Origin of the sequence: Chryseobacterium sp. (assembly GCF_008014695.1) — a bacterium.
Taxonomy (GTDB): Bacteria; Bacteroidota; Bacteroidia; order Flavobacteriales; family Weeksellaceae; genus Kaistella.
In genome coordinates this window covers 636,708-660,946 of the sequence record NZ_VOXE01000001.1, presented here as the reverse complement: position 1 = coordinate 660,946, position 24,239 = coordinate 636,708, and the positions used below count along the sequence as shown (strand labels likewise).

Annotated in this window: 24 protein-coding genes; 17 read left to right on the top strand and 7 right to left on the bottom strand. The window is 39.5% G+C overall.

The window, feature by feature from the left end:
• Positions 1-34: 34 nt before the first annotated feature.
• On the bottom strand, positions 35-640 hold the full coding sequence (gene pncA, locus FUA25_RS03170; protein WP_147755436.1) for a bifunctional nicotinamidase/pyrazinamidase: 606 nt from the start codon (positions 638-640) through the stop codon (positions 35-37).
• A 131-nt stretch (positions 641-771) separates the two neighbouring features.
• Here pncA and FUA25_RS03165 point away from each other — a divergent pair, with 131 nt between their 5' ends.
• From FUA25_RS03165 to FUA25_RS03150, 4 genes are read left to right on the top strand one after another with little or no spacing between them, the layout of a single operon-like run.
• A complete protein-coding gene (locus FUA25_RS03165) occupies positions 772-1,311 on the top strand; it encodes a YfiT family bacillithiol transferase (protein WP_147755435.1) in 540 nt (179 codons plus the stop codon).
• Positions 1,308-1,766 carry a DUF1569 domain-containing protein gene (locus FUA25_RS03160; RefSeq protein WP_147755434.1) on the top strand — a complete coding sequence of 153 codons (459 nt, stop codon included), beginning with the start codon at positions 1,308-1,310 and terminating at the stop codon, positions 1,764-1,766. Before FUA25_RS03165 ends, FUA25_RS03160 begins: the two co-directional genes overlap by 4 nt.
• Entirely contained in the window at positions 1,763-2,137 is a 375-nt protein-coding gene (gene ytxJ, locus FUA25_RS03155) for a bacillithiol system redox-active protein YtxJ (protein ID WP_147755433.1), read from the top strand. Before FUA25_RS03160 ends, ytxJ begins: the two co-directional genes overlap by 4 nt.
• Positions 2,138-2,143: 6 nt before the next feature.
• Complete coding sequence (locus tag FUA25_RS03150) at positions 2,144-2,734, top strand: Crp/Fnr family transcriptional regulator (protein WP_147755432.1); 591 nt, start codon at positions 2,144-2,146, stop codon at positions 2,732-2,734.
• A gap of 27 nt (positions 2,735-2,761) precedes the next feature.
• Here FUA25_RS03150 and FUA25_RS03145 read toward each other — a convergent pair whose 3' ends face one another.
• From FUA25_RS03145 to FUA25_RS03135, 3 genes are all read right to left on the bottom strand, one after another.
• Positions 2,762-3,241, bottom strand: coding sequence for a hypothetical protein (locus FUA25_RS03145; protein WP_147755431.1), 480 nt, complete (start codon positions 3,239-3,241; stop codon positions 2,762-2,764).
• 52 nt (positions 3,242-3,293) lie between these two features.
• Positions 3,294-4,160, bottom strand: coding sequence for an RNA polymerase sigma factor RpoD/SigA (locus FUA25_RS03140; RefSeq protein WP_147755430.1), 867 nt, complete (start codon positions 4,158-4,160; stop codon positions 3,294-3,296).
• An 85-nt stretch (positions 4,161-4,245) separates the two neighbouring features.
• On the bottom strand, positions 4,246-4,902 hold the full coding sequence (locus tag FUA25_RS03135; protein WP_147755429.1) for an NAD(P)H-binding protein: 657 nt from the start codon (positions 4,900-4,902) through the stop codon (positions 4,246-4,248).
• Positions 4,903-5,016: 114 nt separating this feature from the next.
• Between FUA25_RS03135 and FUA25_RS03130 the strand changes: the two genes are divergently transcribed.
• Both FUA25_RS03130 and FUA25_RS03125 read left to right on the top strand, forming a co-directional pair.
• Positions 5,017-8,766 carry a tetratricopeptide repeat protein gene (locus FUA25_RS03130; protein ID WP_147755428.1) on the top strand — a complete coding sequence of 1,250 codons (3,750 nt, stop codon included), beginning with the start codon at positions 5,017-5,019 and terminating at the stop codon, positions 8,764-8,766.
• A gap of 1 nt (position 8,767) precedes the next feature.
• Positions 8,768-9,121, top strand: a complete 354-nt coding sequence (locus FUA25_RS03125; RefSeq protein WP_147755427.1) for an MmcQ/YjbR family DNA-binding protein — start codon at positions 8,768-8,770, stop codon at positions 9,119-9,121.
• On the opposite strand, the gene FUA25_RS03120 is transcribed toward FUA25_RS03125, so the two are convergent.
• On the bottom strand, positions 9,118-10,038 hold the full coding sequence (locus FUA25_RS03120) for a bifunctional riboflavin kinase/FAD synthetase (RefSeq protein ID WP_147755426.1): 921 nt from the start codon (positions 10,036-10,038) through the stop codon (positions 9,118-9,120). The genes FUA25_RS03125 and FUA25_RS03120 overlap by 4 nt on opposite strands.
• 101 nt (positions 10,039-10,139) lie before the next feature.
• On the opposite strand from FUA25_RS03120, the gene atpD reads away from it, so the two are divergent.
• From atpD to FUA25_RS13425, 8 genes are all read left to right on the top strand, one after another.
• Positions 10,140-11,648: a F0F1 ATP synthase subunit beta gene (gene atpD, locus FUA25_RS03115; protein ID WP_147755425.1), complete on the top strand. Its 1,509-nt coding sequence runs from the start codon at positions 10,140-10,142 to the stop codon at positions 11,646-11,648.
• 79 nt (positions 11,649-11,727) lie between these two features.
• On the top strand, positions 11,728-12,009 hold the full coding sequence (locus tag FUA25_RS03110) for a FoF1 ATP synthase subunit delta/epsilon (RefSeq protein WP_147755424.1): 282 nt from the start codon (positions 11,728-11,730) through the stop codon (positions 12,007-12,009).
• A gap of 108 nt (positions 12,010-12,117) precedes the next feature.
• Positions 12,118-12,675, top strand: a complete 558-nt coding sequence (locus FUA25_RS03105; protein ID WP_147755423.1) for an RNA polymerase sigma factor — start codon at positions 12,118-12,120, stop codon at positions 12,673-12,675.
• A 141-nt stretch (positions 12,676-12,816) separates the two neighbouring features.
• Positions 12,817-13,680, top strand: coding sequence for a lipoyl synthase (lipA, locus tag FUA25_RS03100; RefSeq protein WP_147755422.1), 864 nt, complete (start codon positions 12,817-12,819; stop codon positions 13,678-13,680).
• Positions 13,681-13,707: 27 nt separating this feature from the next.
• The gene (locus tag FUA25_RS03095) at positions 13,708-14,283 is read left to right on the top strand and encodes a glutathione peroxidase (RefSeq protein WP_147755421.1); all 576 of its coding nucleotides are present in this window, start codon (positions 13,708-13,710) and stop codon (positions 14,281-14,283) included.
• 151 nt (positions 14,284-14,434) lie between these two features.
• Complete coding sequence (uvrA, locus tag FUA25_RS03090; RefSeq protein WP_147755420.1) at positions 14,435-17,269, top strand: excinuclease ABC subunit UvrA; 2,835 nt, start codon at positions 14,435-14,437, stop codon at positions 17,267-17,269.
• A gap of 55 nt (positions 17,270-17,324) precedes the next feature.
• Entirely contained in the window at positions 17,325-17,822 is a 498-nt protein-coding gene (locus FUA25_RS03085; protein ID WP_147755419.1) for a GNAT family N-acetyltransferase, read from the top strand.
• A gap of 73 nt (positions 17,823-17,895) precedes the next feature.
• Positions 17,896-18,297, top strand: a complete 402-nt coding sequence (locus FUA25_RS13425) for a hypothetical protein (protein ID WP_147755418.1) — start codon at positions 17,896-17,898, stop codon at positions 18,295-18,297.
• 35 nt (positions 18,298-18,332) lie between these two features.
• On the opposite strand, the gene FUA25_RS03075 is transcribed toward FUA25_RS13425, so the two are convergent.
• Positions 18,333-18,647, bottom strand: a complete 315-nt coding sequence (locus FUA25_RS03075; RefSeq protein WP_147755417.1) for a DUF4286 family protein — start codon at positions 18,645-18,647, stop codon at positions 18,333-18,335.
• Between the two features lie 151 nt (positions 18,648-18,798).
• On the opposite strand from FUA25_RS03075, the gene gyrA reads away from it, so the two are divergent.
• Both gyrA and FUA25_RS03065 read left to right on the top strand, forming a co-directional pair.
• Positions 18,799-21,453: a DNA gyrase subunit A gene (gene gyrA / locus FUA25_RS03070; protein WP_147755416.1), complete on the top strand. Its 2,655-nt coding sequence runs from the start codon at positions 18,799-18,801 to the stop codon at positions 21,451-21,453.
• Positions 21,454-21,480: 27 nt separating this feature from the next.
• Complete coding sequence (locus FUA25_RS03065; RefSeq protein WP_147755415.1) at positions 21,481-22,857, top strand: tetratricopeptide repeat protein; 1,377 nt, start codon at positions 21,481-21,483, stop codon at positions 22,855-22,857.
• 47 nt (positions 22,858-22,904) lie between these two features.
• On the opposite strand, the gene FUA25_RS03060 is transcribed toward FUA25_RS03065, so the two are convergent.
• Positions 22,905-23,555 carry a metal-dependent transcriptional regulator gene (locus tag FUA25_RS03060; RefSeq protein WP_147755414.1) on the bottom strand — a complete coding sequence of 217 codons (651 nt, stop codon included), beginning with the start codon at positions 23,553-23,555 and terminating at the stop codon, positions 22,905-22,907.
• 120 nt (positions 23,556-23,675) lie between these two features.
• On the opposite strand from FUA25_RS03060, the gene FUA25_RS03055 reads away from it, so the two are divergent.
• Positions 23,676-24,230, top strand: coding sequence for a hypothetical protein (locus tag FUA25_RS03055; RefSeq protein ID WP_147755413.1), 555 nt, complete (start codon positions 23,676-23,678; stop codon positions 24,228-24,230).
• Positions 24,231-24,239: the final 9 nt, after the last annotated feature.

The following is a 24,239-nucleotide window of genomic DNA, read 5'->3' as shown; positions in this document are numbered from 1 at the left end:
TTTTTTAATTCTGACTTTAAATTTTAGTGAAAATTTATCCTAAAACGGTCACTGAGTTTTCCAGCATTTCATAAATGGCACCGCGCCCGTTTTCGGGTTTTACGTTTACCGCTTTTGTTCCGTTAAAATGCAGACAGGTGATGTATCCGTTCTGTACTGCGTCCAGACAGGTAAATTTAACGCCGTAATCCAAGGGCAGTCCAACAATTTCCAACAGCTGAATATCATGATATTTCAGGAAATCATCCAAACCGGTTTTCACGAAATGATTGTTGTCCTGAAACGCGCTGTAACTGTCAAATTCACTATTTTTTCCTTTCTGAATGATGTGCGTCACTTTTTCCTGGTTTAGATCCTGATGAAATTCTGCACCGAAAGTTCCCTGAACACAGTGGTCGGGCCACATAAACTGCGGAACACCGTTTAAAGAAATGGTTTCTCCCACTTTTTTTCCGTTGGTGGAGGCAAAACTCTTGTGATCAGCCGGATGCCAATCCTGCGTAAGCACAATCTGGTCGTACTCATTTTTTTCCATCAAAAGATTGATATACGGAATTATACCGTTTGAACCGGGCACAGCTAATGCACCGCCTTCGCAGAAATCATTCTGAACATCAACAATAATAAGGGCTTTTTTCATTTTTTAAATATTAATTTTGTGTCAACTTTTGCGAATTCAACATCCGAAGTTGTCGTTTTATATTGTAAATTTACAGAACAGGGCTCAAATTTTCAGCCAGAAACATGCGTTCTGCCAAATCGTCTAAAGAAATGAAAAATATCGAACACAAAAAATATCCCATCGGGAAATTTCACTATTCAGATCATGTTTCTGATAGTGAAATCGACCGATGTATCGGGGTCATTAAAAATTTTCCTTCAAAACTGAAAAATCTTATAGAAAACTGGACCGACGAAATGCTGGATACCCAATACCGGGAAAAAGGCTGGACCGTGCGGCAGCTCATCAATCACCTTTCCGACAGCCATATGCAGAGTTTTTCCCGTTTCAAACTGGCTTTAACTGAAGATAATCCTACCGTAAAACCATATGATGAAGCGAAATGGGCGGAACTTCAGGACAGCATTAATATTCCGGTGAAACCTGCACTTTATCTCCTGACCGGTTTGCATTACCGCTGGTTTCATCTCCTGAAAACTTTGACCAATAAAGAGTTTGAAAGAACATTTTTTCATCCCGAGCAAAATAAAACGGTCATTTTAAAAGAATATCTGACCTTCTTTGCCTGGCATTGTGACCACCATTTTGCGCATATCGAAAATCTAAAAAAAGAGAAGGGCTGGACATGAGAAAATCGCTTTTGCATCCGGAAGATCTGGAAGAAATAAAAGAAAGAATTAATAAAATTTCAGAAAATTCGGTACCGAAATGGGGGAAAATGCAATCTGCGCAAATGTTCCGGCACTGTGATAAAATCCTGCAGATCGCAGTTGGCAAAATAATCCTGCCGAAAATAAACCCTTTCATTAAATGCATCGGAGTACTGACAAAAAAGGAAATGTACCTGTTGAACAACGGCATTCCGCCAAATATGCCGACTTTTGCACAGGTTAAGGTCACAGAAAAGTGTAATTTTGAAAAGTCAAGACAGGAATTGCTGTCCATGATCGACGAATTTATAGAAAATTCCGAAAAAGACACTCTGGTTTCAGAGCACGCTCTTTTCGGGAAAATGACCGCCAAGGACTGGGGTTTCCTGCAGTACAAACATCTTAACCATCATTTAAAACAATTTGAAGTATGAGCTTTTTAGATAAAATATTCGGCAGTTCTGAGGAGAAAGAACCTTCCATAAACTTTTGGAAAAAACTGCAGTCAGAAGAGGATTTAAATGCTGCAGTTAAAGAATCCTTTGAAAAAAAAGTCGCTATTTTCAAGCATTCCACGCGATGCTTCATCAGCAAAACAGTTCTGCGGAATTTTGAGAAGGAAGTGGAAAAATCGGATCAGCCTTATTCCTATTATTTTCTGGATTTAATTGCCAACCGTGATCTGTCCAACCAAATAGCAGATGACCTGGATGTGATTCACCAAAGTCCGCAGCTTATTGTCCTTGAAAACGGCAAAGCAATAAATAACGCTTCACACCAAAGTATCACATTGGATTTAATGTAAGATTTCATGGAAAATATCGAAACTTATTTATCTGAAATTCTGGAGATTCCAAAAGCGGCAGTCGCTGCATGCAGTAATTTTTATGTCCCGAAAAAAGTTTCCAAAAATGAATTTTTGCTGCGCGAAGGCGAAATTTGTAAAGAAACCTATTTTGTGGAAAAAGGCCTGCTGAGAATGTATTCCATCGACAAAAACGGGAAGGAGCACATCATTCAGTTCGCGCCCGAAAAATGGCTGATGTCTGACCGCAGTTCGCTCTACTTCAGTGAAAAATCAAAATATTATATTGAAGCGGTGGAAGATTCTGAGATTCTTTTGCTTAAAAATGATTTTTTCAAGAATCTGGCGTTAGAATTCCCTCAAACTGCCGGAAACAACGATCTGCTTTTGCAGAAACACATCAGAAATCTGCAGAACCGCCTCAATTCCCTTCTGGCCGAAACGGCGGAAGAGCGCTATATGAATTTCATCAAAATGTATCCTGAAATTCTTCAGCGGGTCCCGCAATGGATGGTGGCTTCGTATCTAGGAATTACGCCGGAAAGTTTAAGCCGCGTTCGGAAAGAACTGGCGAGAAAGAATTTCCAGACTTCATAAAAAAAGGAACTCTTGAGTTCCTTAAATTTATTTCCTATTTTGTTTTCTTTTGAACTTATAATATTGATAAAACATTGATCCAGAAATTCCACAAATTAAAATAACAGACATCCAAAAGAACGTTTTTGAAAAATTTTTGCTATTTAAAACTTCTATTAAACATGCAAGACCGGAAACTAAAGTCACAAATCCATACATTAAATAATTATTTGTGTCAATTGTAAAAAATGGAACTTTCCCCCCTGTATAATATCCTGGGTTGTACATGTTTTGATTCCATTCCCGGTAGCCTTGTAAGGTATCATCTTCAATACTGATATCATTTTCATCAATATTGAGGGTATTTATTATCTCCTTGATAATTTCTTTATTAGAAATATCCGCAAGGAGACAATTTTTTTCATAATCCGTTTCATGCCTTATTCCCTTGTCTTTAAGAATTGAGCTTACGAACTGTAAATTTGATGAAAATTTAAATGATGCAATTTCGGTTAAAATATTTTCCATAAAAAAGCAGGCTTAAAAAAACCTGCTCAAATTTATATAATATTTTTTTTAATTACTTACCTAAATAAGATTTCAGAATCTTACTTCGGGTATTGTGTTTCAATCTTTTAATCGCTTTTTCCTTGATCTGGCGAACCCTTTCTCTAGTCAGGTCGAAAGTTTCCCCGATTTCTTCCAGCGTCATCGGATGTTTTCCGTTCAGTCCGAAGTAGAGGCGAACCAAATCAGCCTCTCTTGGCGTGAGCGTCTGTAATGCTCTTTCAATTTCAATCTGCAGGGATTCCAGCATCAGATCTTTATCAGGACTCGGTGATTCACCGGAACGCAGAACGTCGTATAGATTGGAATCTTCACCTTCCACAAGCGGAGCATCCATCGATAAATGGCGTCCGGAATTTTTCATCGATTCTTTGATATCTTCCTCGCTCATGTCCAGAACTTCGGCCAGTTCTTCCGGAGAAGGTGGTCTTTCGTTTTCCTGTTCAAGGTGAGCGTATGCTTTGTTGATTTTATTAATGGAACCGATTTTGTTCAGCGGAAGTCTAACAATTCTGGACTGTTCTGCCAAAGCCTGTAAAATCGACTGACGGATCCACCAAACGGCATAAGAAATAAACTTAAAACCTCTGGTTTCATCGTATCTTTTCGCGGCTTTCATCAGTCCGAGGTTTCCTTCGTTGATGAGATCGGGCAATGAAAGTCCCTGATTCTGGTACTGTTTAGAAACAGAAACCACGAAACGGAGGTTGGCTTTAATCAGTTTTTCAAGAGCGACACGATCGCCTGCACGGATCTTCTGGGCCAAATCAACTTCTTCGTCAGCGGTAATCAAATCCACTTTCCCGATTTCCTGCAAATATTTGTCTAATGATGCGGTCTCCCTGTTGGTAACCTGCTTGGTAATTTTTAACTGTCTCATGTAAGAAATAAGCCCGATTTAAAGGGCTGCATTATATTATACGACAGCAAACGGTAAAAGGTTACAAAGTTTTCTTTTTAAAAAATTAATTATCACCTTTTTCTGCAAAACTGAAAATATTACCGAGTTTGATTTTGGAATATCCATAGGATTTTATTTTTGAGGAATTCACCATGGCTTTAGCCAGAACTGATGTGGGTAAAGGCTTCTGCTGTTCAAACAATCCTAATCTGTTCGCAAATTTGATAATTTTTCCGCCTAAGACCTCACCGGTTCTTTCGGTATCGTTTCTTTCAAGCATTCCGGGACTGAAAATCGTAATTTTTTTAAACCGGAGCTCTTTTACCGCCTGCTCAAGTTCTCCTTTCATCCTCGAATAGAAAATTTTGGAATTTGGACTGGCGCCGTAAGCAGAAACCAACACATAATCTTCAACATCATTTTCCTTTGCTGCTTTTGCGAAATTATACTGATAATCAAAATCGACTTTTCGCTGGGCTTCCTTGCTACCGGCATCTTTCAGAGTAGTTCCGAGACAGGAAAATGCAACATCTCCTTTTATCAGATCTTTCCATTCGTCTGGTTTTTCAAAGTTGACGATATGGCTTTTAAGTTTTGAATTCGTGATCTTCAATGGCTTGCGGACAAAAACATCCACTTCATCAAAATCACTGTCGTTCAGAAGCTGTGCTACCAAATCTTTTCCGGTGGCGCCGGTGGCGCCGATTACAAGTGCCTTCATTATTTATTTTGTGTGAATTAACTTACGTCTTGTGGCTTTGAAAATTAGTTTTAAATTTATGAAAAATAAAAAACATAGTATAGAATTATTAATCTCTACCTAATTCAGTGTTTCATGAAAAAAATTCTACTGCTTGCATTCACTTTTTTCTGTCTATTTGCTTTTGCCCAGTCATCCGAGGATAAAACATGGGATCTGCTTTTCAATAATAAAAGGCAGGAAGCCAGACTTCTTTTCGACAAAAGTTTTGCCGAAAAAAAAACTTCAAACTATGAACTTCTTCTACTTGATGCATTAATTGATGAGGAATTGGGAGAGTATAATTTTGATGAAACCTTCCTGAAAAATTTCCTCAACCTTCATGAAGATGCAAATTATCTTTTTCCGATGTCGCACAGAAGGTTTGTAATAGGAGATATTAAAGATTACGGTATTGATGACCTTACTTATAAAAAAATCGATCTTTTGGCTTCTTCACCGCAGTTTCAGGATCAGAATTTCGTACTTTCATTCAAAGCAGTTTTGGAAAAAAATCTGAAAAATGATAATGAGGTTAAAAATTATTTAGAAAAACTGAACCGGATTAAAAAATGGCAACGGGCTGGCGTATTTGAAAACTTGAATGGCAGTGGAATTGACATTGAATATGAACCCGAAACGTATGCAAAAAACGATAAATTATTTAATGCAAACAGTTACGGTAAAGTGGGGTGGTACAATCCTTCATACAATCCAACTGAGGGATTTGAATTTCTTTCGAATGAAAGTGAATACGGGAGTGGAATCGTTTATGCGCAAAGTTTTGTGGATAATCCAGAAGGACGAAGAGTCCTGCTGGAAATGAATGTCAATACAGAATACAAAGTGTTTGTGAATGATCAGGAAATTCTTTCCACTACAAAAGATGGTTATACAAATCCGGGAACCCACACCGTGGAATTTTTCCTGCCAAAGGGAATGAACCGGCTTCTTTTAAAAATGGCAATGAACCATGATACTGCGTTTATGGGCGTTTTGTTTAATGAAAAATATGATAAAATTAAGGACCTTAAATATTACGACACCTATCAACCATACAACCAAAGCAGTGTTAAGGAACTTGCAGCGATTGAAAAACCTTTGCGTTTTGAAAGTTTTCTGACTGGCAAAATCTTACAGAATCCCGACAAACCTTTTTATAAATTTTTGCTGGCATCCGGATATTTGGCTAATAGCCAGTTTGATCAGGCCAAAGAGGTCACGGAAGAACTGCTGAAAAAATATCCTACATCTACAATGCTTCGCATGCTGTTAGGCAAGTATTATCTGGAAACCAGGGATACGGCAAAGAGGGCGCAAAACACAAAAAGCATTCAGACCGATGATCCAGACAATTACATCATTCCAATTCTGAAATTTGGTGAGGAAGACTGGATTGAGAATGCGAGTGTTTCGGATTTAGAGACAGAGGCAGCAAAGCTTAGAAAGACCAAAGCAGATTTTTTTGCAGATCTGTATACTGCAATAGCTGCGGCAAAAAAAAGAGATTTTCCGGAGGTACTGAAATATGTAAAAATTTTCAAGGAAAAAACGTATAATAATGAAAGTATGTTTCCTGTGGTAGCTCCTATGGAGTTTGTTGACAGAGTGGATCAGACATTAATCATGAAAAGTTTTGAAGATTTTCTTGCAAAAAAAACCAATATTACCGTAATGTACCGTTTGGCTAACCTGTATAAAAATGCAGGCAAGAACGAGGAAAGCAAAAAACTTTATTTAGACTATATCACCAAGTATCCCAATCTAAATTTATTCAGATCAGACTTTGCGTCTGTGTTGGCAGATAATATGAAAGATCCGGAAATTTTAAACCAACTAAACATGGCTTTGGATAATTTTCCGTACTCCTATAACATTTTAGCCATGAAAGCCGATCTTTTTGCCAAACAAAACCGGAAAGATGAAGCTTTGAAACTTGCATCCGAAGTTTTGTCTCATAATTCGGCTTATACAGCTATAATAAAGCTGCAGCGGGATTTGCAGAACAGAGAAGATGAAATTGTAAAAGCCGGAATCAAAGATTTTTCCACTATAATTTCGGAAAGAAGGAATACAAACCTTAAAGGGAGTAAAGGTGTAACCACCCTTTTAGACGAGTATATTGTAAACGTTTTTCCTGAAGGCGGTTATAAAACACGAAGTACCTATGTTTTTGAAATTACTTCTGCAAAAGGAGTTGATGAAATGAAGGAATATTACAGCAATGGCACCAACATCATTAAGGCAGAAATTACGAAACGCAACGGAAGTATTGTTCCGGGCGAAAAATCTTACGACCAGGCAGTTTTTACCAATATCGAAGTAGGAGATGTTATTACCATTCAGAGTGAAGGCATCGAAAGTTCATCCGGACGTTTTTATAAAGATTTTAATCTCACATCTTACTTCGCATCTTCCTACCCGGTGGTAGAATCTGTTTTTACGGTGATTACTCCCGAAAACATGCCGTATCAGTCTAAAGCAAACAACGGCACGATTCCCTCAGTCGTGAAAAAAGCCGGCGGAAAAATATTTGAGACATGGCGAATGACCAACATAAAAGAACTTAACCTTGACGAAGCGTTCAGTGTTGGATTTAATGAGCAGTCAACATCAGTTACCGTTAATACAATTAAATCCTGGAAAGAAATTGCGGATTGGTATGCTGATCTTACAAAGAAAAGTATGGTTTATGACACTACTGTGGACAAGGTTTTCAAAACCATCTTCCCTTCCGGAACAAATGGAATTTCAGATTTAGAAAAAGCTCAAAAAATATACAATTATATTGAAAAAAATATAAGTTACAGTTCTGTGAATTTCAGGCAAAGCGGCTACATTCCTCAGAAACCGTCCAAAACGCTTGTCACAAAACTCGGAGACTGTAAAGATATTTCCACTTTATTTGTTGTGCTGGGGAAACAGGCAGGCTTAAAATCAAATCTTGTATTGGTAAAGACCAACAATTTTAGTGATAGCAATCTTTTATTGCCCAACTTCAACTTTAACCACTGCATTGTGCAGGCGAATTTAGACGGAAAAATATTCTACCTGGAAATGACGGATAAATATCTTCCTTTTAATTCTCTTGTTAAAGGTAATTACCATGCAAAAGGCCTTGTCATCAACCATGATAAATCGCTGAATACAAATTCCGAAATTTTTGATCTTCCAGGCGAAAATAACCTCCCGAATATCCTTAAAACAGTTACCCAGGCTGATTTTAAAGATGCTGATAAGCGTTACCGAACTGTTCAGTATATACAGAGTGCATCAAAGTCTTTCTACAACGAATTTTTTACAGAAGAAAAGACTGACGAGGAAATGAAAAATCATTTCGAAGAAACATTCGGAAATGTGGTAAACGGCATTGTAAAGGTAAATTCGGTGAAGCTCATCTCGGGCAGAGATCTAACCGCAAATCCAATCGCTTTTGAAGTAAATTATAAGATGAATGATACTTCGCAATTGTTAGGAAATATGCATATTGTCAAAATTCCTTTTGTAACGAAACCTTTCACCAAAGAAATTATTGCTGTTGAAAACAGGACTTCGGATATTCAATACACAACGTATGAAAATCAGAATTTTTATGATGAAGAGGTGAATTTCATTCTTCCTGATAACTATAAATTCATTGAGATTCCTAAATCTGAAAGTTTCGAATTCAAAAATTTCAAATATGCTATACACTTTGATCGGGCTGCTCCTAATCTCCTTAAGGTTACCAGAAAAGCCTCTACACCGTGGGAAAATATTTCAGTGAAGGATTATCCTGCTTTTAAGTTGTTTGTGGAGAAAATAATGACTGCTGAAAATCAGGTTCTGGGCTATAAAACCGATTGATATGACTGTTGAAGAAATCTTGGAATATTGCCATACAAAAAGAGCCGTTGAAGAGACTTTTCCCTTCGACAAGGAAACACTTGTTCTGAAAGTCGGCGGGAAAATGTTTTTGCTGATTCCGCTTGAAAACCAGCCGCTTACCATCGCCGTAAAAACTGACCCGGAATGGAGCGAGGAACTTCGTGCGAAGCATCCACAAATCAGCGGAGCTTATCACATGAACAAAACGCACTGGAATTCGGTAGTGTGCGAAGGTTTAAGGAAAGAGTTGATCCTGAAATTAATCGATCAGTCCTATGAACTGATTTTCAATTCTCTGACGAAAAAGAAAAGGGAAGAGGTTTCGAGCTCCTAAAAAATGAAATTATCGGTGAGTTTTTTATCTTCATCCAGTCTTTCAATGAGTTTTTCAATATTTTCAAATTTTATTTCTTCGTGAAGGAAATCACGAAAGTTCACGGAAATCTCTTCGCCGTAAATGTCCTCATTAAAATCCAGAATATAAACTTCTGTAGAAAGTGAATTTCCATTAACAGTGGGGTTCGTTCCGATGCTCAGCATGCCTTTGTATTTCCGGTTTTTTACAAAAACCTCTACGATGTAAGCCCCTTTCTTCGGCAAAAGTTTCAGCGGATCCGATGAAATATTGGCGGTTGGATAGCCAATGGTTCTGCCGATTTTTTTTCCGTCTATCACCTTTCCGGATACGGAATAAATATAACCAAGCATTTCGTTGGCTTCTTTTACATTTCCTACTGCCAAAGCATTTCTGATTTGGGTGGAACTGATGTGTTTCTCATGAAAATCTACGGCTTCAACCTGTTCCACTTTGAAGCCACATTCATCCGACATTTTTCGCAATAAACTGAAATCGCCGCTCTTGTTTTTCCCAAAAGTGTGGTCGTAACCAACAATAAGATGTTTCACATTCAGTTTTTTTACCAGAATCTGCCTTACAAATTCTTCACCGTTCAGGTTTCTGAAAGCTTCATCAAATTCCTTTAAAAATAAGTGACGGATGCCGTTTTTTTGGAGCAGATAGGTTTTTTCGTCCAGCGTGTTGAGCAATTTCAGATCATCGTTCGGATTAAAAATCGTTCTCGGGTGCGGCCAGAAGGTAAGTACCGCGGATTCCAGATTTTTCTTTTCCGAAATGGCATTCAGTTTCCGGATAATGCTTTGATGCCCAAGATGAACACCGTCGAACATTCCGATGGATAATGCCAAAGGTGTTTTTTCGTGGTAATCGGTGAAATTCTGGATGATTTTCAAGAGAAGAAATTTTGTGGTGCAAATATGATAAAAATCTTCTTTTTAAGCAATTGCAGATTTAACAAGTTTGCCTATATTTGCACTCAAGAAAAAATTTAGCAATGGCAAACCAAATTAAAGGAAAAATTTCTCAAATTATTGGTCCGGTAATCGACGTACTTTTTACAGATGTAGAAGAACTTCCGAGAATCTACGACGCACTGGAAATTACTAAACATAATGGCGAAAAAGTTGTTCTGGAAGTAGAGCAGCACATCGGTGAAGATTCAGTGAGATGTATCGCGATGGATGCAACAGACGGACTTCAGAGAGGTCAGGAAGTGATCGCACAGGGTCAGCAAATTACCATGCCGATTGGTGAAGCCGTAAAAGGCAGATTGTTTAATGTAGTAGGAGATGCCATCGACGGTATTCAGCAGGTTTCCAAAGAAGGAGGGTTGCCGATCCACAGAGAAGCACCAAAATTCGACCAATTATCCACTTCAGCCGAAGTTCTTTTTACAGGAATTAAAGTAATCGACCTTATTGAGCCTTATGCAAAAGGAGGAAAAATCGGTTTGTTCGGTGGAGCAGGAGTTGGTAAAACAGTATTGATTCAGGAACTGATCAACAATATCGCGAAAGGACACGGTGGTCTTTCAGTTTTTGCCGGTGTAGGTGAAAGAACGAGAGAAGGGAATGACCTCTTGAGAGAGATGTTGGAATCAGGAATTATTAAATATGGTGATGAGTTCATGCACTCCATGGAAAGTGGAGGATGGGATTTATCAAAAATAGATCTTGAGGAAATGAAAGAGTCAAAAGCAACTTTTGTTTTCGGACAAATGAACGAACCACCGGGAGCAAGAGCAAGAGTAGCACTTTCAGGTCTTACGATTGCAGAATATTTCCGTGACGGTGACGGACAGGGACAGGGAAGAGATGTATTGTTCTTCGTTGATAACATTTTCCGTTTCACACAGGCGGGCTCTGAAGTATCTGCACTTTTGGGAAGGATGCCTTCTGCAGTAGGTTACCAACCCACATTGGCCTCAGAGATGGGTGCGATGCAGGAAAGAATTACTTCCACTAAAAACGGTTCCATTACTTCTGTTCAGGCGGTTTACGTTCCTGCAGATGATTTAACGGATCCGGCTCCGGCAACTACATTTGCCCACCTTGATGCGACTACAGTATTGGACAGAAAAATTGCTTCATTAGGTATTTATCCGGCAGTAGATCCACTGGGATCCACTTCCAGAATCCTGACTCCGGAAATTTTAGGAGACGAGCATTACGACTGTGCACAAAGAGTAAAAGAAATTCTTCAGCGTTACAAAGCGCTTCAGGATATTATCGCTATCCTTGGTATGGAAGAACTTTCCGAGGAAGACAAATTGGTCGTGTACCGTGCGAGAAAAGTACAGAGATTCCTTTCTCAGCCTTTCCACGTTGCAGAACAGTTTACAGGTCTTAAAGGAGCTTTGGTTGATATTAAAGATACCATCAAAGGTTTCAACATGATTATCGACGGTGAACTGGATCACATTCCTGAATCTGCTTTCAACCTGAAAGGAACCATTGAAGAGGCAATTGAGGCAGGAGAAAAATTATTGGCAGAAAACGCTTAATTAGACACAAGATAGAAGAGTTCAGACATGAGACTTTAATGTCTGAAATCTGAAATCTGACATCTTTAAATCTAAAAAAATGAATATAAAAATTTTAACTCCGGAATTTGTGGTTTTTGAAGGTGAAGTAAGTTCAGTACTGCTTCCCGGAAAAAACGGTGATTTCCATATCATGAAAGACCACGCCGCAATAGTGGCTTCGCTGATTGGTGGAAACGTAAGGGTTTTCACAAACGAGATCGCCGAGAACTATGCAAAACATTTCACGAAAGAGAACGAAAAAGAAAGCGTATTTTCTTTCGCTGTGAAAAGCGGAGTGATTGAATTCAACAACAATAAAGGAATTATTCTGGCAGAATAAGGACTTTTAAAATCATAAAAATCCTGTCTTTGCATAAAAGGCAGGATTTTTTATTCGCTTTTGCCCGCATTTATAATCTCTTCCAAAAAACTTACCTTTGCTGTCTGAATGAACAAAGAGGACATTTTACTGCTCATCGATCTGGCTAAAAAAAAGGACCAAAAAGCACAGACCAAACTCATCAATTCCTTTTGGGTAGAGGTGTTCAGCTTTGTGATGAAAAAAGTTCAGGATGAAAATGTGGCCGATGAAATCACAGTATCGGTATTTTCGAAAGTGCTTGCCAAACTCGACCTTTTTGATCCTAATTTTCAGTTTAAAACATGGATTTTGACGATTGCACAGAATTCTGTCATCGATTACTGGCGCAAAAAATCGCGTGAGAACGAAGATTCTACAGATAATTTCGATCATTTTAAAAATCAGTTTGCGCGCTCTCCGGAAGAACTCCTGATTTCAGAAGAAGACCAAAAGCAGATCATCACCGTTATCGAAAGTCTCGACACCAATTACCAGGATATCCTGCGTCTGCGGTTTTTCGAGGAAAAAAGCATCAAAGAAATTGCCGAAGAACTGCACATTTCGGTTGCCAACACAAAAGTGAGGATTATGCGTGCCAAAAAAGTGCTTGCGGAACTGCTTAAACACAATGATTCTGAAGACTAATACCATTCATTTTATCGATCTTCCGGTTTTTTAAAAACTAAATTACCGTGATGGTCACTACAAATCTTATTCGTATTTTTGAAGTTGGATTTCTTGAATTTTTGAAGAAATTTTAAACTCAGACCTTGTTTTTAATAAAAAATGGAGAATTTAACCGACACCACTATCCAAAAGCCCAAATGGATCCGCGTAAAACTTCCTACCGGGAAAAATTACCGCGAACTGCGCACTTTGGTGGATAAATATAAACTCAACACCATCTGCCAAAGCGGCAGCTGCCCGAATATGGGCGAATGTTGGGGCGAAGGAACGGCAACGTTCATGATTTTGGGAAACATTTGCACCCGTAGCTGTGGTTTCTGTGGTGTAAAAACCGGAAAACCGCTCGATGTGAACTGGGATGAACCTGAAAAAGTAGCCCGTTCCATAAAGTTAATGAAAATTAAACACGCGGTTCTGACTTCTGTTGACAGGGATGATCTGAAAGATATGGGATCCATTCTTTGGTCTGAAACGGTGAATGCCGTACGCAGAATTTCTCCGGGAACCACGATGGAAACACTGATTCCGGATTTCCAGGGAATCACAAAACACATTGACAGAATTCTTAATGTATCGCCGGAAGTAATTTCCCACAATATGGAAACGGTAAAAAGACTAACACGCGAAGTGAGAATTCAGGCGAAATACGAAAGAAGCCTTGAAGTATTACGGTATTTGAAAGAAGCGGGGCAAAACCGCACGAAAACAGGACTCATGCTCGGATTGGGTGAAGAACGAGATGAAGTTTTCCAAACCATCGAAGACGTCAGAAATGCGAACGTAGATGTGATCACGATTGGGCAGTATCTTCAGCCCACCAAAAAACATTTGCCGGTAAAAAAATTCGTAACACCGGAAGAATTCAATGAATTTGGAGATTTTGCAAGAAGTTTAGGCTTCAGGCATGTAGAAAGTTCGCCGCTTGTGAGAAGTTCTTATCATGCTGAGAAACACATTCATTAAAATCAATCAATTTTTTAAAACAAAACAATGCAAAAATTATTCATACTCCTCGTAGCAGCAGGAATTTCATTTCAGAGCTGTACGAACCAAAAAAGTGAAGTTCCGCAGTCAAAAACCCAAAATCCTATGGAAAAAAATATTTACAGTTTTAAAGTGGAAGGTCTGGATGGTAAAGAGATCAATTTCGCCGATTTTAAAGGAAAAAAAATTCTCATTGTAAATACCGCTTCCGAGTGTGGCTTCACGCCGCAGTATGCAGATCTGGAGCAGCTTTCAAAAGAATATAAAGATAAACTTGTAGTTGTAGGTTTTCCTGCCAATAATTTTGGTGGTCAGGAACCCGGAACCAATGAACAGATCGGGGCATTCTGCCAGAAAAACTTTGGCGTTACTTTCCCGATGGCAGCGAAAGTCTCTGTTAAAGGAGATGATACCGCACCCATTTTTAAATTTCTTACTGAAAAGGAACAGAACGGTGTTAAAAATACTTCCATCATGTGGAATTTCACCAAATTCCTTCTGGATGAAAACGGCCGCCTCATCGATTCATTTGTCAGCACAACAAAACCTACGAGTGAATCCATCACGAAATATCTCAAATAAAAAAAAGCCTCACATTGAGGCTTTTTTTATGAAAGGAATATCATCTCACTTTCTAAAATTTCACATAAGTTAATCCGGATACGGTTCATGTTTGAGTAAAAAATTTGCGTAATTTTGCAAAATTCTGAAAACTGATTTCAGAAAATATAAAATGAACAACGACAAAGAATACATAGAAATTTACGGCGCACGGGAACATAATCTCAAGAATATTAACGTAAAAATCCCCCGGAATGAGTTGGTAGTCATCACTGGGCTTTCGGGCAGCGGAAAATCTTCCCTTGCTTTTGATACCATTTTTGCGGAAGGTCAAAGAAGGTATATCGAAACTTTTTCAGCTTATGCAAGACAATTTTTAGGAGGTCTCGAAAGGCCTGATGTGGATAAAATCGACGGACTGTCTCCGGTTATTGCCATCGAACAGAAAACGACCAACAAAAATCCGCGTTCTACGGTGGGTACGGTCACTGAACTTTACGATTACCTCCGTTTGCTTTTTGCCCGAGTTTCGGATGCCTATTCATCCAGTTCCGGAAAAAAACTCGTCAGTTACACTGAAGATCAGATCATCGACGTGATCAAAGAAAATTACAGAGGAGAAAAAGTCATGCTGATGGCTCCTGTGATCCGGTCCCGGAAAGGCCATTACCATGAACTTTTCATTCAGATGGCCAAAAAAGGTTACGGTCAGGCAAGAATCGACGGTGAACTGCAGGATATTGAATACGACCTGAAACTCGACCGTTACAAAACCCATGATATTGATATTGTGATCGACCGCTGGATCATTGGTGAAAATGCTTCGGAAACAAGGATGGAAAAATCGCTCCGAACCGCCATGCAGATGGGGGAAGGAACGGTGGGAATCCAGATCCTGGGGAGCGACAGTATTGAATATTTCTCTAAAAATCTCATGGATGCCGAAAGCGGTCATTCCCTGGCGTTGCCTGAACCCAATACATTCTCTTTCAATTCCCCGAAAGGAAGCTGCCCCCACTGCAAAGGTCTCGGAACCATCAAAAAAGTGAATACCGATTATTTTGTCGAAAATCCGAAACTTTCCATTAATCAGGGTGGTTTGCTGCCTTTGGAGGACATTAAATCCAACAAATGGATTTTGGGCCAGATCAAGAATATTCTAGAGATCTTCGGGCTCGGGCTGACTACTGCTTTCAAAGAAATCCCCGGCGAGGCACTCGATTATATTTACCACGGCTGTCATAAAGAATTTAATAAAGACTTAAAATATGCCGGAATTACGAAGAAAATAAAAGTCAATTTCGATGGACTCGTGCCGATTATCAATGAAATGATCGACGATAAAGAAAGTTACGACGCGATTCTGCTCGAAAGACATTTTACGACCGAAGAAACCTGTCCGGAATGTAAGGGAACACGGCTGCAGCCCTCAAGTTTAAGTTTTAAAATCGACGGAAAAAATATTGCAGAAATCAATGCACTTTCTTTACTGGATCTCATGGATTGGCTGAATGATGTTGAAGATAAATTCAGTGAAAAAAACAAAATTATCGCTCATGAAATTCTGAAGGAAATCAAAACGCGTCTTCAGTTTCTGCTTGATGTTGGCTTGGATTACCTGAGTTTAAGCAGAAGTTCGCGCACCCTTTCTGGCGGCGAATCTCAGCGGATCCGTCTGGCTACGCAAATCGGTTCACAACTCGTAAACGTCCTCTATATTTTGGATGAACCTTCCATCGGGCTGCATCAAAGGGACAACGAAAGACTCATAAAATCTTTAAAACACCTCAGGGACATCGGAAACTCTGTAATTGTTGTTGAACACGACAAAGACATGATCCTCGAAGCGGATGAAGTGATTGATATAGGTCCGCGCGCCGGTAAATTCGGTGGCGAAATCCTTTGGCAGGGTAAACCGGAAGATCTGTTGAAAGCGGATACGGTAACCGCCGATTATATGACGGGAAAGAGAAAAATTGAAGTCCCGGAAAAAAGACGCGAAGGCAACGGAAAATCGATTGTGCTGAAAGGCGCTACCGGTAATAACCTTAAAAATGTAAATATTGAAATTCCGCTTGGAAAACTCGTGGTAGTGACCGGAATTTCGGGAAGCGGAAAATCATCGCTGATCAACGGGACGCTGTATCCGATTCTGAACCGTCATTTTTACCGAAGCGTTCAGGATCCTTTGCCGTATAAAAAAATCGAGGGAATCGATCATATCGACAAAATTGTAGATGTGGACCAGACTCCGATCGGCAGAACTCCTCGCTCCAACCCTGCAACCTACACCGGAATGTTCACCGACATCCGGAATCTTTTTGCCGAACTTCCCGAATCGAAAATACGCGGGTATAAGGCGGGAAGATTTTCTTTCAATGTTAAAGGCGGCAGATGTGAAACCTGTCAGGGAGGCGGTTTAAAAGTTATTGAAATGAATTTCCTTCCCGATGTATATGTGCACTGCGAAACCTGTAACGGAAAACGTTTCAACCGCGAAACCCTGGAAGTGCGTTACAAAGGAAAATCCATTTCTGATGTTCTGGAAATGACAATCGATGAAGCGACTGAATTTTTCCAGCCGATTCCGAAGATTTTTGCAAAGGTAAAAACCCTTCAGGATGTCGGTTTGGGTTATATTACAATGGGGCAGCAGTCTACAACGCTTTCAGGCGGCGAGGCACAGCGGATAAAACTGGCATCGGAACTGGCGAAAAGACAGACCGGAAATACCTTGTACATTCTCGATGAACCCACAACAGGGCTGCATTTTGAGGATGTCAAGATTCTGATGGATGCCATCAACAAACTCGTCGATCTGGGAAATTCCTTCATCATCATCGAACATAATCTGGACGTCATCAAACTGGCCGATCATATCATTGATGTGGGTATGGAAGGAGGGAACAAAGGTGGAGAAATCATTGCGAAAGGAACTCCTGAAGAAGTCGCCAGATCTAAAAAATCGCTGACTGCAAAATATCTGAAAAGAGAACTTGAGGCATAGTTTTCAAGTATCTTAATGGTTTTTAATTTTTTTAAAGTCCTATAAAAACACCAGCATGAATTACGAAATCCGCGAAATGCTTCCGACCGACGGAGAAAAAGTCATTGAAATCTTTGAGCAGGGAATTGCAGGAGGAAATGCTACTTTCGACAAAGACGCACCAACTTGGGAATCTTGGGATCAGAAATTCTTTAATATATGCCGTTTTGTACTTGAAACTGAAGACGAGGAAATTGTGGGCTGGGCCGCACTGCAGCCCGTTAGTAAACGGGAGTGTTTCAAAGGCGTTGCTGAAGTAAGCATTTATTTGGCGGATTCCGCACAGGGAAAAGGCCTTGGTTCGATGTTGCTTCAGAAATTGATTTTGGCCAGCGAAGAACACGAATTCTGGACGCTGCAGGCAGGAATTTTTCCGGAAAATCAGCCGAGTATTGCGGTCCACCAAAAACTTGGCTTCCGTGTAGTTGGAAACCGCGAAAAATTAGGGCAGATGAAGGGCATTTGGCGCGATGTGGTATTGCTGGAAAGACGGAGTACAATAGTGGGAATTTAATTTGGAGAATTTTCGTTTTTCAGGTTTGGCATCAAGATTGAGAGGTTTGAACTCAATCTTTAAATTTGAAAAAATGAAAAATTTATTAAAAATATTTCTTGGAGCGGGCTTAGCCGTTACAATGGTATCATGTGGTGCGGTGAATGACGCTTATGGAAACAACGGTTCCGCCCAGTATCCAACCAATAACGGAACGGTGTACAGGTCTCCCGATGGAACTGTTTACCGACAGGGTGATGTTTATTCAGACCGCAACGGCAATATTTACCAGAATGGAAGAGTCATCAGAACTCAGACTTCAGGCGTTTACGGAAGAAACGATAATGCAAAGAGACTCCCTCCAGGACAGGCTAAAAAAATATATGGCGGAAGTGCTAAAGATTATGCGCCGGGACAAATGAAAAAGCGTCATGGTCATGATGATGATCACGGTTCCGGACACGATAAAAAACACAAATCAAAAAAACATAAATAATAAAAAAGGCGGGAAATTTTTCCGCCTTTTTTATTTTAAAAATTGGACTTTATCGGATTAAGCAGCGTATCAAAAATGAGAACGTTATTTCCGAATTTCACTTCCAGTTCCCCGGCAATATTCTGGAGGTCATTTTCCAGAAAATCTATCCGGTTTTCATTATTATCAAATATCAACAGAAGATTAGTGTTCCTGCCTTCCGAAAGCATATCGGTTTCCACCTCTGAAATCAAATAATTTTTAACCTCCTGAAGGCTTTCCGCCATCTCTATCAGTTCATTTTGGACAAAGTTTTCCCATTCTTTTCCTACGTTTGGGGTAGAGTGGAATGTGAGGCTTAAAACTTTCATTTTCTGTACTGTTTTTTATGATTATTCTTGATAAACGGAGGGGCAAAAATCGGTAATTTTTTTGTAAATTAGCCCGTTATTAAGATTGGAAATTAAAGAAAATACAGGCTGTAAATTAACTGTCTGATTTTCATTTTATTAAAAAATATTTATGCAAAAAGAAGGAGAAAGGTTAATCCCTATCAACATTGTTGATGAAATGAAAAGCTCTTATATCGATTATTCGATGTCGGTTATTGTTTCCAGAGCATTGCCTGATGTAAGAGATGGTTTGAAACCCGTTCACAGAAGAGTTCTTTACGGAATGTACAATCTGAACGTTTTTTCAAACCGAAAACATTTGAAATCCGCGAGAATTGTCGGTGACGTTCTCGGTAAATATCACCCACACGGCGATTCCTCCGTTTACGACGCGATGGTCCGTATGGCACAGCCCTGGAGTTTGCGTTACCCATTGGTTGACGGGCAGGGTAACTTCGGTTCCATGGATGGCGATCCGCCTGCAGCAATGCGTTATACCGAGGCAAGACTTAAAAAGATTTCTGATGAAATCCTTTCAGATCTTGATAAAGACACGGTTGATTTTCAGAATAATTTTGATGATTCCATGACGGAGCCATCCGTAATGCCTACAAAAATCCCGAATCTTCTCGTGAACGGAACATCCGGAATCGCAGTAGGTATGGCGACGAATATGGCTCCCCACAATCTTTCTGAGAGCATTGATGCTATTGTTGCATATGTAGAAAATAAAGAAATTACCATTGATGAGCTGATGAAGCACATCATCGCTCCTGATTTCCCGACGGGAGGGATTATTTACGGCTATGATGGAGTCCGCGATGCTTTCCACACCGGGAGAGGAAGAATCGTTCTCCGTGCAAAAGTAAACTTCGAGGAAATCGGAAACAGGAATGCCATCATTATTACTGAAATTCCGTATCAGGTGAACAAGGCTGAGATGATTGCCCGTACCGCTGAATTGGTAAAAGACGAGAAAATTCCGGGCATCTATGAAATACGTGACGAATCCGACCGTCAGGGTCTGAGAATCGTTTACGAACTCAAGAACGACGCGATTCCGAACGTTGTCCTCAACATGCTGTACAAATATACTTCGCTTCAGACTTCTTTCAGCGTGAATAATATCGCACTGGTAAAAGGACGTCCTCAACAGCTGAATCTGAAGGATCTGATCCATCATTTTGTGGATCACCGCCATGAAGTGATCATCAGAAGAACCGAATATGAGCTGAAAAAAGCCAAGGAAAGGGCGCATATTCTTGAGGGTTTCATGAAAGTCATCGGCACTCAGGATGATCTTGATAAAGCCATTTACATTATCCGTCACAGCGCCAATCCTGCCGAAGCCAAAGAAGGCTTGATGAAGGAATTCGATCTTTCCGACATTCAGGCACAGGCAATTTTGGACCTGAGATTAGCCCGACTGACGGGAATGGAACTCGACAAGATCCGGGCTGAGTACGAGGAGATCATGAATTTCATTAAGGATATGGAAGATATCCTTTCGAATGAAGGTAGAAGATATGAAATCATTAAAACCGAACTTCTTGAAGTAAAGGAAAGGTACGGTGATGAGAGACGTTCTGAAATTGATTATTCAGGTGGCGAGATGTCCATTGAAGATTTAATTCCGGATGAAAAAGTGGTGCTTACAATTTCCCATGCCGGTTATATCAAAAGAACATCGCTTTCAGAATACAAAGTTCAGAGCAGAGGTGGAGTAGGAAACCGCGCCGCAACTACGAGAGATGAGGATTTCCTCGAATATATCGTTGCTGCTACCAATCACCAGTACATGCTCTTTTTTACAGAAAAAGGAAAATGTTTCTGGCTCAGGGTATTTGAAATTCCTGAAGGTTCCAAAACTTCAAAAGGAAGAGCGGTGCAGAACCTTATCAATATTGAACCGGATGATAAAATCAAGGCGTATATCAGAACGAATGATTTAAAGGATACCGAATACATCAACAAGATGAACGTGGTGATGATCACCAAGAACGGAACCATCAAAAAAACTTCCCTGGAAGCCTATTCACGACCGAGGACAAACGGGGTGAATGCCATTGAAATCAGGGATAATGACCAGCTTTTAGGCGCAAGATTAACCAGCGGCGATTCCGAAATCATGATCGCGACAAAAAACGGAAAATGTATCCGTTTCCCGGAAGAAAAAGCAAGAGCTGTCGGAAGAGGCTCCATTGGCGTACGCGGAATTTCTCTGGAAGACAGTGATGAAGTGGTTGGAATGATTGTTGTGAACGATGTGGAGAATGAAACCGTTTTGGTAGTTTCTGAAAGAGGCTACGGTAAACGTACCGCTGTAGGAGATTACCGCGTGACCAACCGTGGCGGAAAAGGGGTAATTACATTAAATATTACCGAAAAGACCGGAAATCTTATTGCCATTCAGAATGTAACCGATGAAGACGGTCTTATGATCATCAACAAATCCGGGGTAGCCATAAGAATGGGAATGAGCGAAATGCGTGTAATGGGTAGAAATACTCAGGGCGTTAAAGTCATCAACCTTAAAAATAATGATTCTATTGCAGCCATTGCAAAAGTGGAAATGGATAAAGATGTTGTTGAAGAAGAGTTTGATGATGAAACAGCAGAACTTCCGGGCGCTGTAGATTCTGCAACTCCGGAATTTGAAAGCACACCGCAAACCGGCGATAATTTGATAAGCAATATGGGCGATCCTGAAGTTTTGAAAAAAATTGAGGATGAAGAAGCCAAAGAAAATGAAAAATCAGAGGAAGACGACGACTCTGAAGAATAAATTAAATCAAAATAAAGTTTAAATATTATGAAAAAAATATTTTTAAGCATGGCAATGGTTTCGGTAACCTTTGCATTTGCACAGAAAAAAGAAATAGCTGCAGCAGTAAAAGCCATCGAAACCGGTGATATGACCACTGCAACTTCCCAAATTTCGGCAGCCGAATCTGCAATGGGTGGTAAAACTCAGCTTTTGGAGCCAACGGTTCTGGAGCAGTATTATTATGCTAAGGGATTATCATTGATAAAATCCGGAAAAAATACAGAAGGCGCAGCATATTTGGCCAAAATGAGTGATTTGGGAAAATCCAAAATTTATACGGGTAAAGACAGTGATAAAAACAAAGTGTATTTCGTAGGAAAAGCAGCTGCGGATCAATCTGGAATTCAGGGACTGAAAGAAGAAGTCTATGTTCCAACACTTGTGGGTAAAATAGGCGCTATCATTAATCCGTTGCTTCAATCGGGCAACAAAAGTGCCATGGATTTTTACACGGCTAAAAACTATTCTGCGGCCGCACCGAAATTTTTAGAAGTTTATAATTTGCTTAAAGCAAGTGGACAGATAAATGAACAATATCTCTATTATGCAGGGTTGAACTATGCGTTGGCTGGGCAAAAACCTGAAGCGATCGACATTTATAATCAACTCATCAATTCAGGTTATAACGGAGTAATGACTTCTTATACTGCAAAAAGTAAAAAAACAGGGGAAACTGAGACTTTAGATAAGGCCACCTGGGATCTAGTTAAGAAAAGTACTGAATATTCAGATTTCAAAACAGAAACTACTCCAGACATAGGAGCGGAACTTTATGAAACCAATGCTGCACTTCTAATTGAAGCAGGCAGAGTGGAGGAAGCTTTGACTTTGCTTGAAAAAGGATTGCAAAAATTCCCTTCAAATTCAAAACTCGCGGAACTTCAGGGGAATGCTTATTTTAAATCCGGGAAAACCAATGAATTTGTAAACAATTTAAAAGGACAACTGGCAAAAAAACCCAATGATGCCACAAATTGGTACAATCTGGGAGTGCTGCAAAGTAAAGATCCTTCATCTATTACCGATGCTATAAATTCTTATAAAAAGGCCGTAGAACTCAAACCGGATTTTGCTCAGGCCTACCAAAATCTTACGTATTTGTTACTGGGGGATGATACAAAAGCAATTGAGGAGTATAATGCTGCAAAGAAAAGTGGGAAGATAGATCAGGCCAATAAGATATTGGACGCAAGAAGAAAAAGATTTGCCGAAAGTTTGCCATATGCCGAAAAATGGTATCAATACGATCCTAATATTGATGCGGTAACGTTACTTAAGGGACTTTACATGTCTACTAAAAACGATGCTAAATTTCAGGAGTTTAAAGCAAAAGAAGCGGCTATGAATGCTGCAGGAAAATAAAATTGCATATTTTTTATATAAAAGCAGGACAGTTCGTCCTGCTTTTTTTATTTATTTACAAGCAGTTTTTCGCATACCATCTTACTTAAAATCTCCTTTTTCTTATTGATTCGTACACTCATCGACTGATCAAATTTTTCAATATTCAAAATTTCAATTGATGTTCCCAAAACCAGGTTTTTATCATTCAGGTAATTTAAGAAGTCATGGCTTGAAACCGTGACTGATGCAAATGTAACCTTATCACCAGTCTTGCAGGCACTGAGTTTCTGCAGATTCTGCGCAATAATACAGCCATCCTTGTCGGGAATAGGCTCACCATGCGGATCGAGTTTTGGATAATTTAGGATTTCATCCATTTTATCAAAAAATATTTCAGACTGCAAATGTTCGAGCTGTTCGGCGATTTCATGAACATTTTCCCATCCGAAATTCATTTTTTCCACGAGGAACATTTCAGTTAGGCGGTGTTTCCTTACCACAAGTGCCGCTTCTTTCATGCCTGAATCGGTAATTTTAAGAGGTTTGTAACTCTCATATACAATCCATTTTTTTTCTGCGAATTTCTTCATCATACTGTTCACACTGGGCATTTTAACATTTAAAAACTTGCTTAGATCATTAATGGTCACTAAATTTTCTTCATCGTTAAGATGAAAAATTGCTTTAAGATAGTTTTCTTCGGTTAGGGAGATCATGTTAGATTATATATAATGCAAATCTAACAATTTTAAATCTTGCAGACACTCCTTTTTTAATATGTTAAGTCAGATTCATTAAAAAAAATGTTAAATTTGGTTAAATTAAAAAATAAAATCATGAAAACATTTCTTAGCATTGTTTTATTTCTTTTTTTAACCCCGTTTCAGGCGCAGTTAAAAAATATAGAAATTGTAGATTTTTACCACTGGACTGCCAATGACGGTATTTATTATGAATTTATGGTGGCTGCTGAACAGCGGACAGGTGCAACAACAAATCCGGCAGTGATCAGGGTGAAGTATTCTACAGACGGAGGAGTTTCCACCAAAATTGCCAGTTTTGATGCCACACTTAGATGGGAACATGATAAAACCGACACCGATATTATGATTGCTTATATCGACGCTGCTGAAACTGCTAAAATCATACAGGGAACAGGCGGTTACACGCCGGATAATTTCATCCTTTATTATAATATCAGCAACGAGAGTTTTGTAAGAGGTTACCAGGCAGACCATACTGAACTCGCAAAAAGTTCAGTGGAATATGCCAAAGTTTTCCCCACCAATTACAGCACCTCAGACGATTTGCGGAGTTTAATCAGAATTTTTTATACTTCTTCCGATCCGCTATACCGAGATTTGATGACGTATGCCGCGAAATTTGACTGATTCAGTGAA

Coding starts and splice junctions, on each gene's coding strand:
- pncA (WP_147755436.1), bottom strand. CDS start 640: ATGAAAAAAGCCCTTATTATTGTTGATGTTCAGAATGATTTCTGCGAA.
- FUA25_RS03165 (WP_147755435.1), top strand. CDS start 772: ATGAAAAATATCGAACACAAAAAATATCCCATCGGGAAATTTCACTAT.
- FUA25_RS03160 (WP_147755434.1), top strand. CDS start 1,308: ATGAGAAAATCGCTTTTGCATCCGGAAGATCTGGAAGAAATAAAAGAA.
- ytxJ (WP_147755433.1), top strand. CDS start 1,763: ATGAGCTTTTTAGATAAAATATTCGGCAGTTCTGAGGAGAAAGAACCT.
- FUA25_RS03150 (WP_147755432.1), top strand. CDS start 2,144: ATGGAAAATATCGAAACTTATTTATCTGAAATTCTGGAGATTCCAAAA.
- FUA25_RS03145 (WP_147755431.1), bottom strand. CDS start 3,241: ATGGAAAATATTTTAACCGAAATTGCATCATTTAAATTTTCATCAAAT.
- FUA25_RS03140 (WP_147755430.1), bottom strand. CDS start 4,160: ATGAGACAGTTAAAAATTACCAAGCAGGTTACCAACAGGGAGACCGCA.
- FUA25_RS03135 (WP_147755429.1), bottom strand. CDS start 4,902: ATGAAGGCACTTGTAATCGGCGCCACCGGCGCCACCGGAAAAGATTTG.
- FUA25_RS03130 (WP_147755428.1), top strand. CDS start 5,017: ATGAAAAAAATTCTACTGCTTGCATTCACTTTTTTCTGTCTATTTGCT.
- FUA25_RS03125 (WP_147755427.1), top strand. CDS start 8,768: ATGACTGTTGAAGAAATCTTGGAATATTGCCATACAAAAAGAGCCGTT.
- atpD (WP_147755425.1), top strand. CDS start 10,140: ATGGCAAACCAAATTAAAGGAAAAATTTCTCAAATTATTGGTCCGGTA.
- FUA25_RS03110 (WP_147755424.1), top strand. CDS start 11,728: ATGAATATAAAAATTTTAACTCCGGAATTTGTGGTTTTTGAAGGTGAA.
- FUA25_RS03105 (WP_147755423.1), top strand. CDS start 12,118: ATGAACAAAGAGGACATTTTACTGCTCATCGATCTGGCTAAAAAAAAG.
- lipA (WP_147755422.1), top strand. CDS start 12,817: ATGGAGAATTTAACCGACACCACTATCCAAAAGCCCAAATGGATCCGC.
- FUA25_RS03095 (WP_147755421.1), top strand. CDS start 13,708: ATGCAAAAATTATTCATACTCCTCGTAGCAGCAGGAATTTCATTTCAG.
- uvrA (WP_147755420.1), top strand. CDS start 14,435: ATGAACAACGACAAAGAATACATAGAAATTTACGGCGCACGGGAACAT.
- FUA25_RS03085 (WP_147755419.1), top strand. CDS start 17,325: ATGAATTACGAAATCCGCGAAATGCTTCCGACCGACGGAGAAAAAGTC.
- FUA25_RS13425 (WP_147755418.1), top strand. CDS start 17,896: ATGAAAAATTTATTAAAAATATTTCTTGGAGCGGGCTTAGCCGTTACA.
- FUA25_RS03075 (WP_147755417.1), bottom strand. CDS start 18,647: ATGAAAGTTTTAAGCCTCACATTCCACTCTACCCCAAACGTAGGAAAA.
- gyrA (WP_147755416.1), top strand. CDS start 18,799: ATGCAAAAAGAAGGAGAAAGGTTAATCCCTATCAACATTGTTGATGAA.
- FUA25_RS03065 (WP_147755415.1), top strand. CDS start 21,481: ATGAAAAAAATATTTTTAAGCATGGCAATGGTTTCGGTAACCTTTGCA.
- FUA25_RS03060 (WP_147755414.1), bottom strand. CDS start 23,555: ATGATCTCCCTAACCGAAGAAAACTATCTTAAAGCAATTTTTCATCTT.
- FUA25_RS03055 (WP_147755413.1), top strand. CDS start 23,676: ATGAAAACATTTCTTAGCATTGTTTTATTTCTTTTTTTAACCCCGTTT.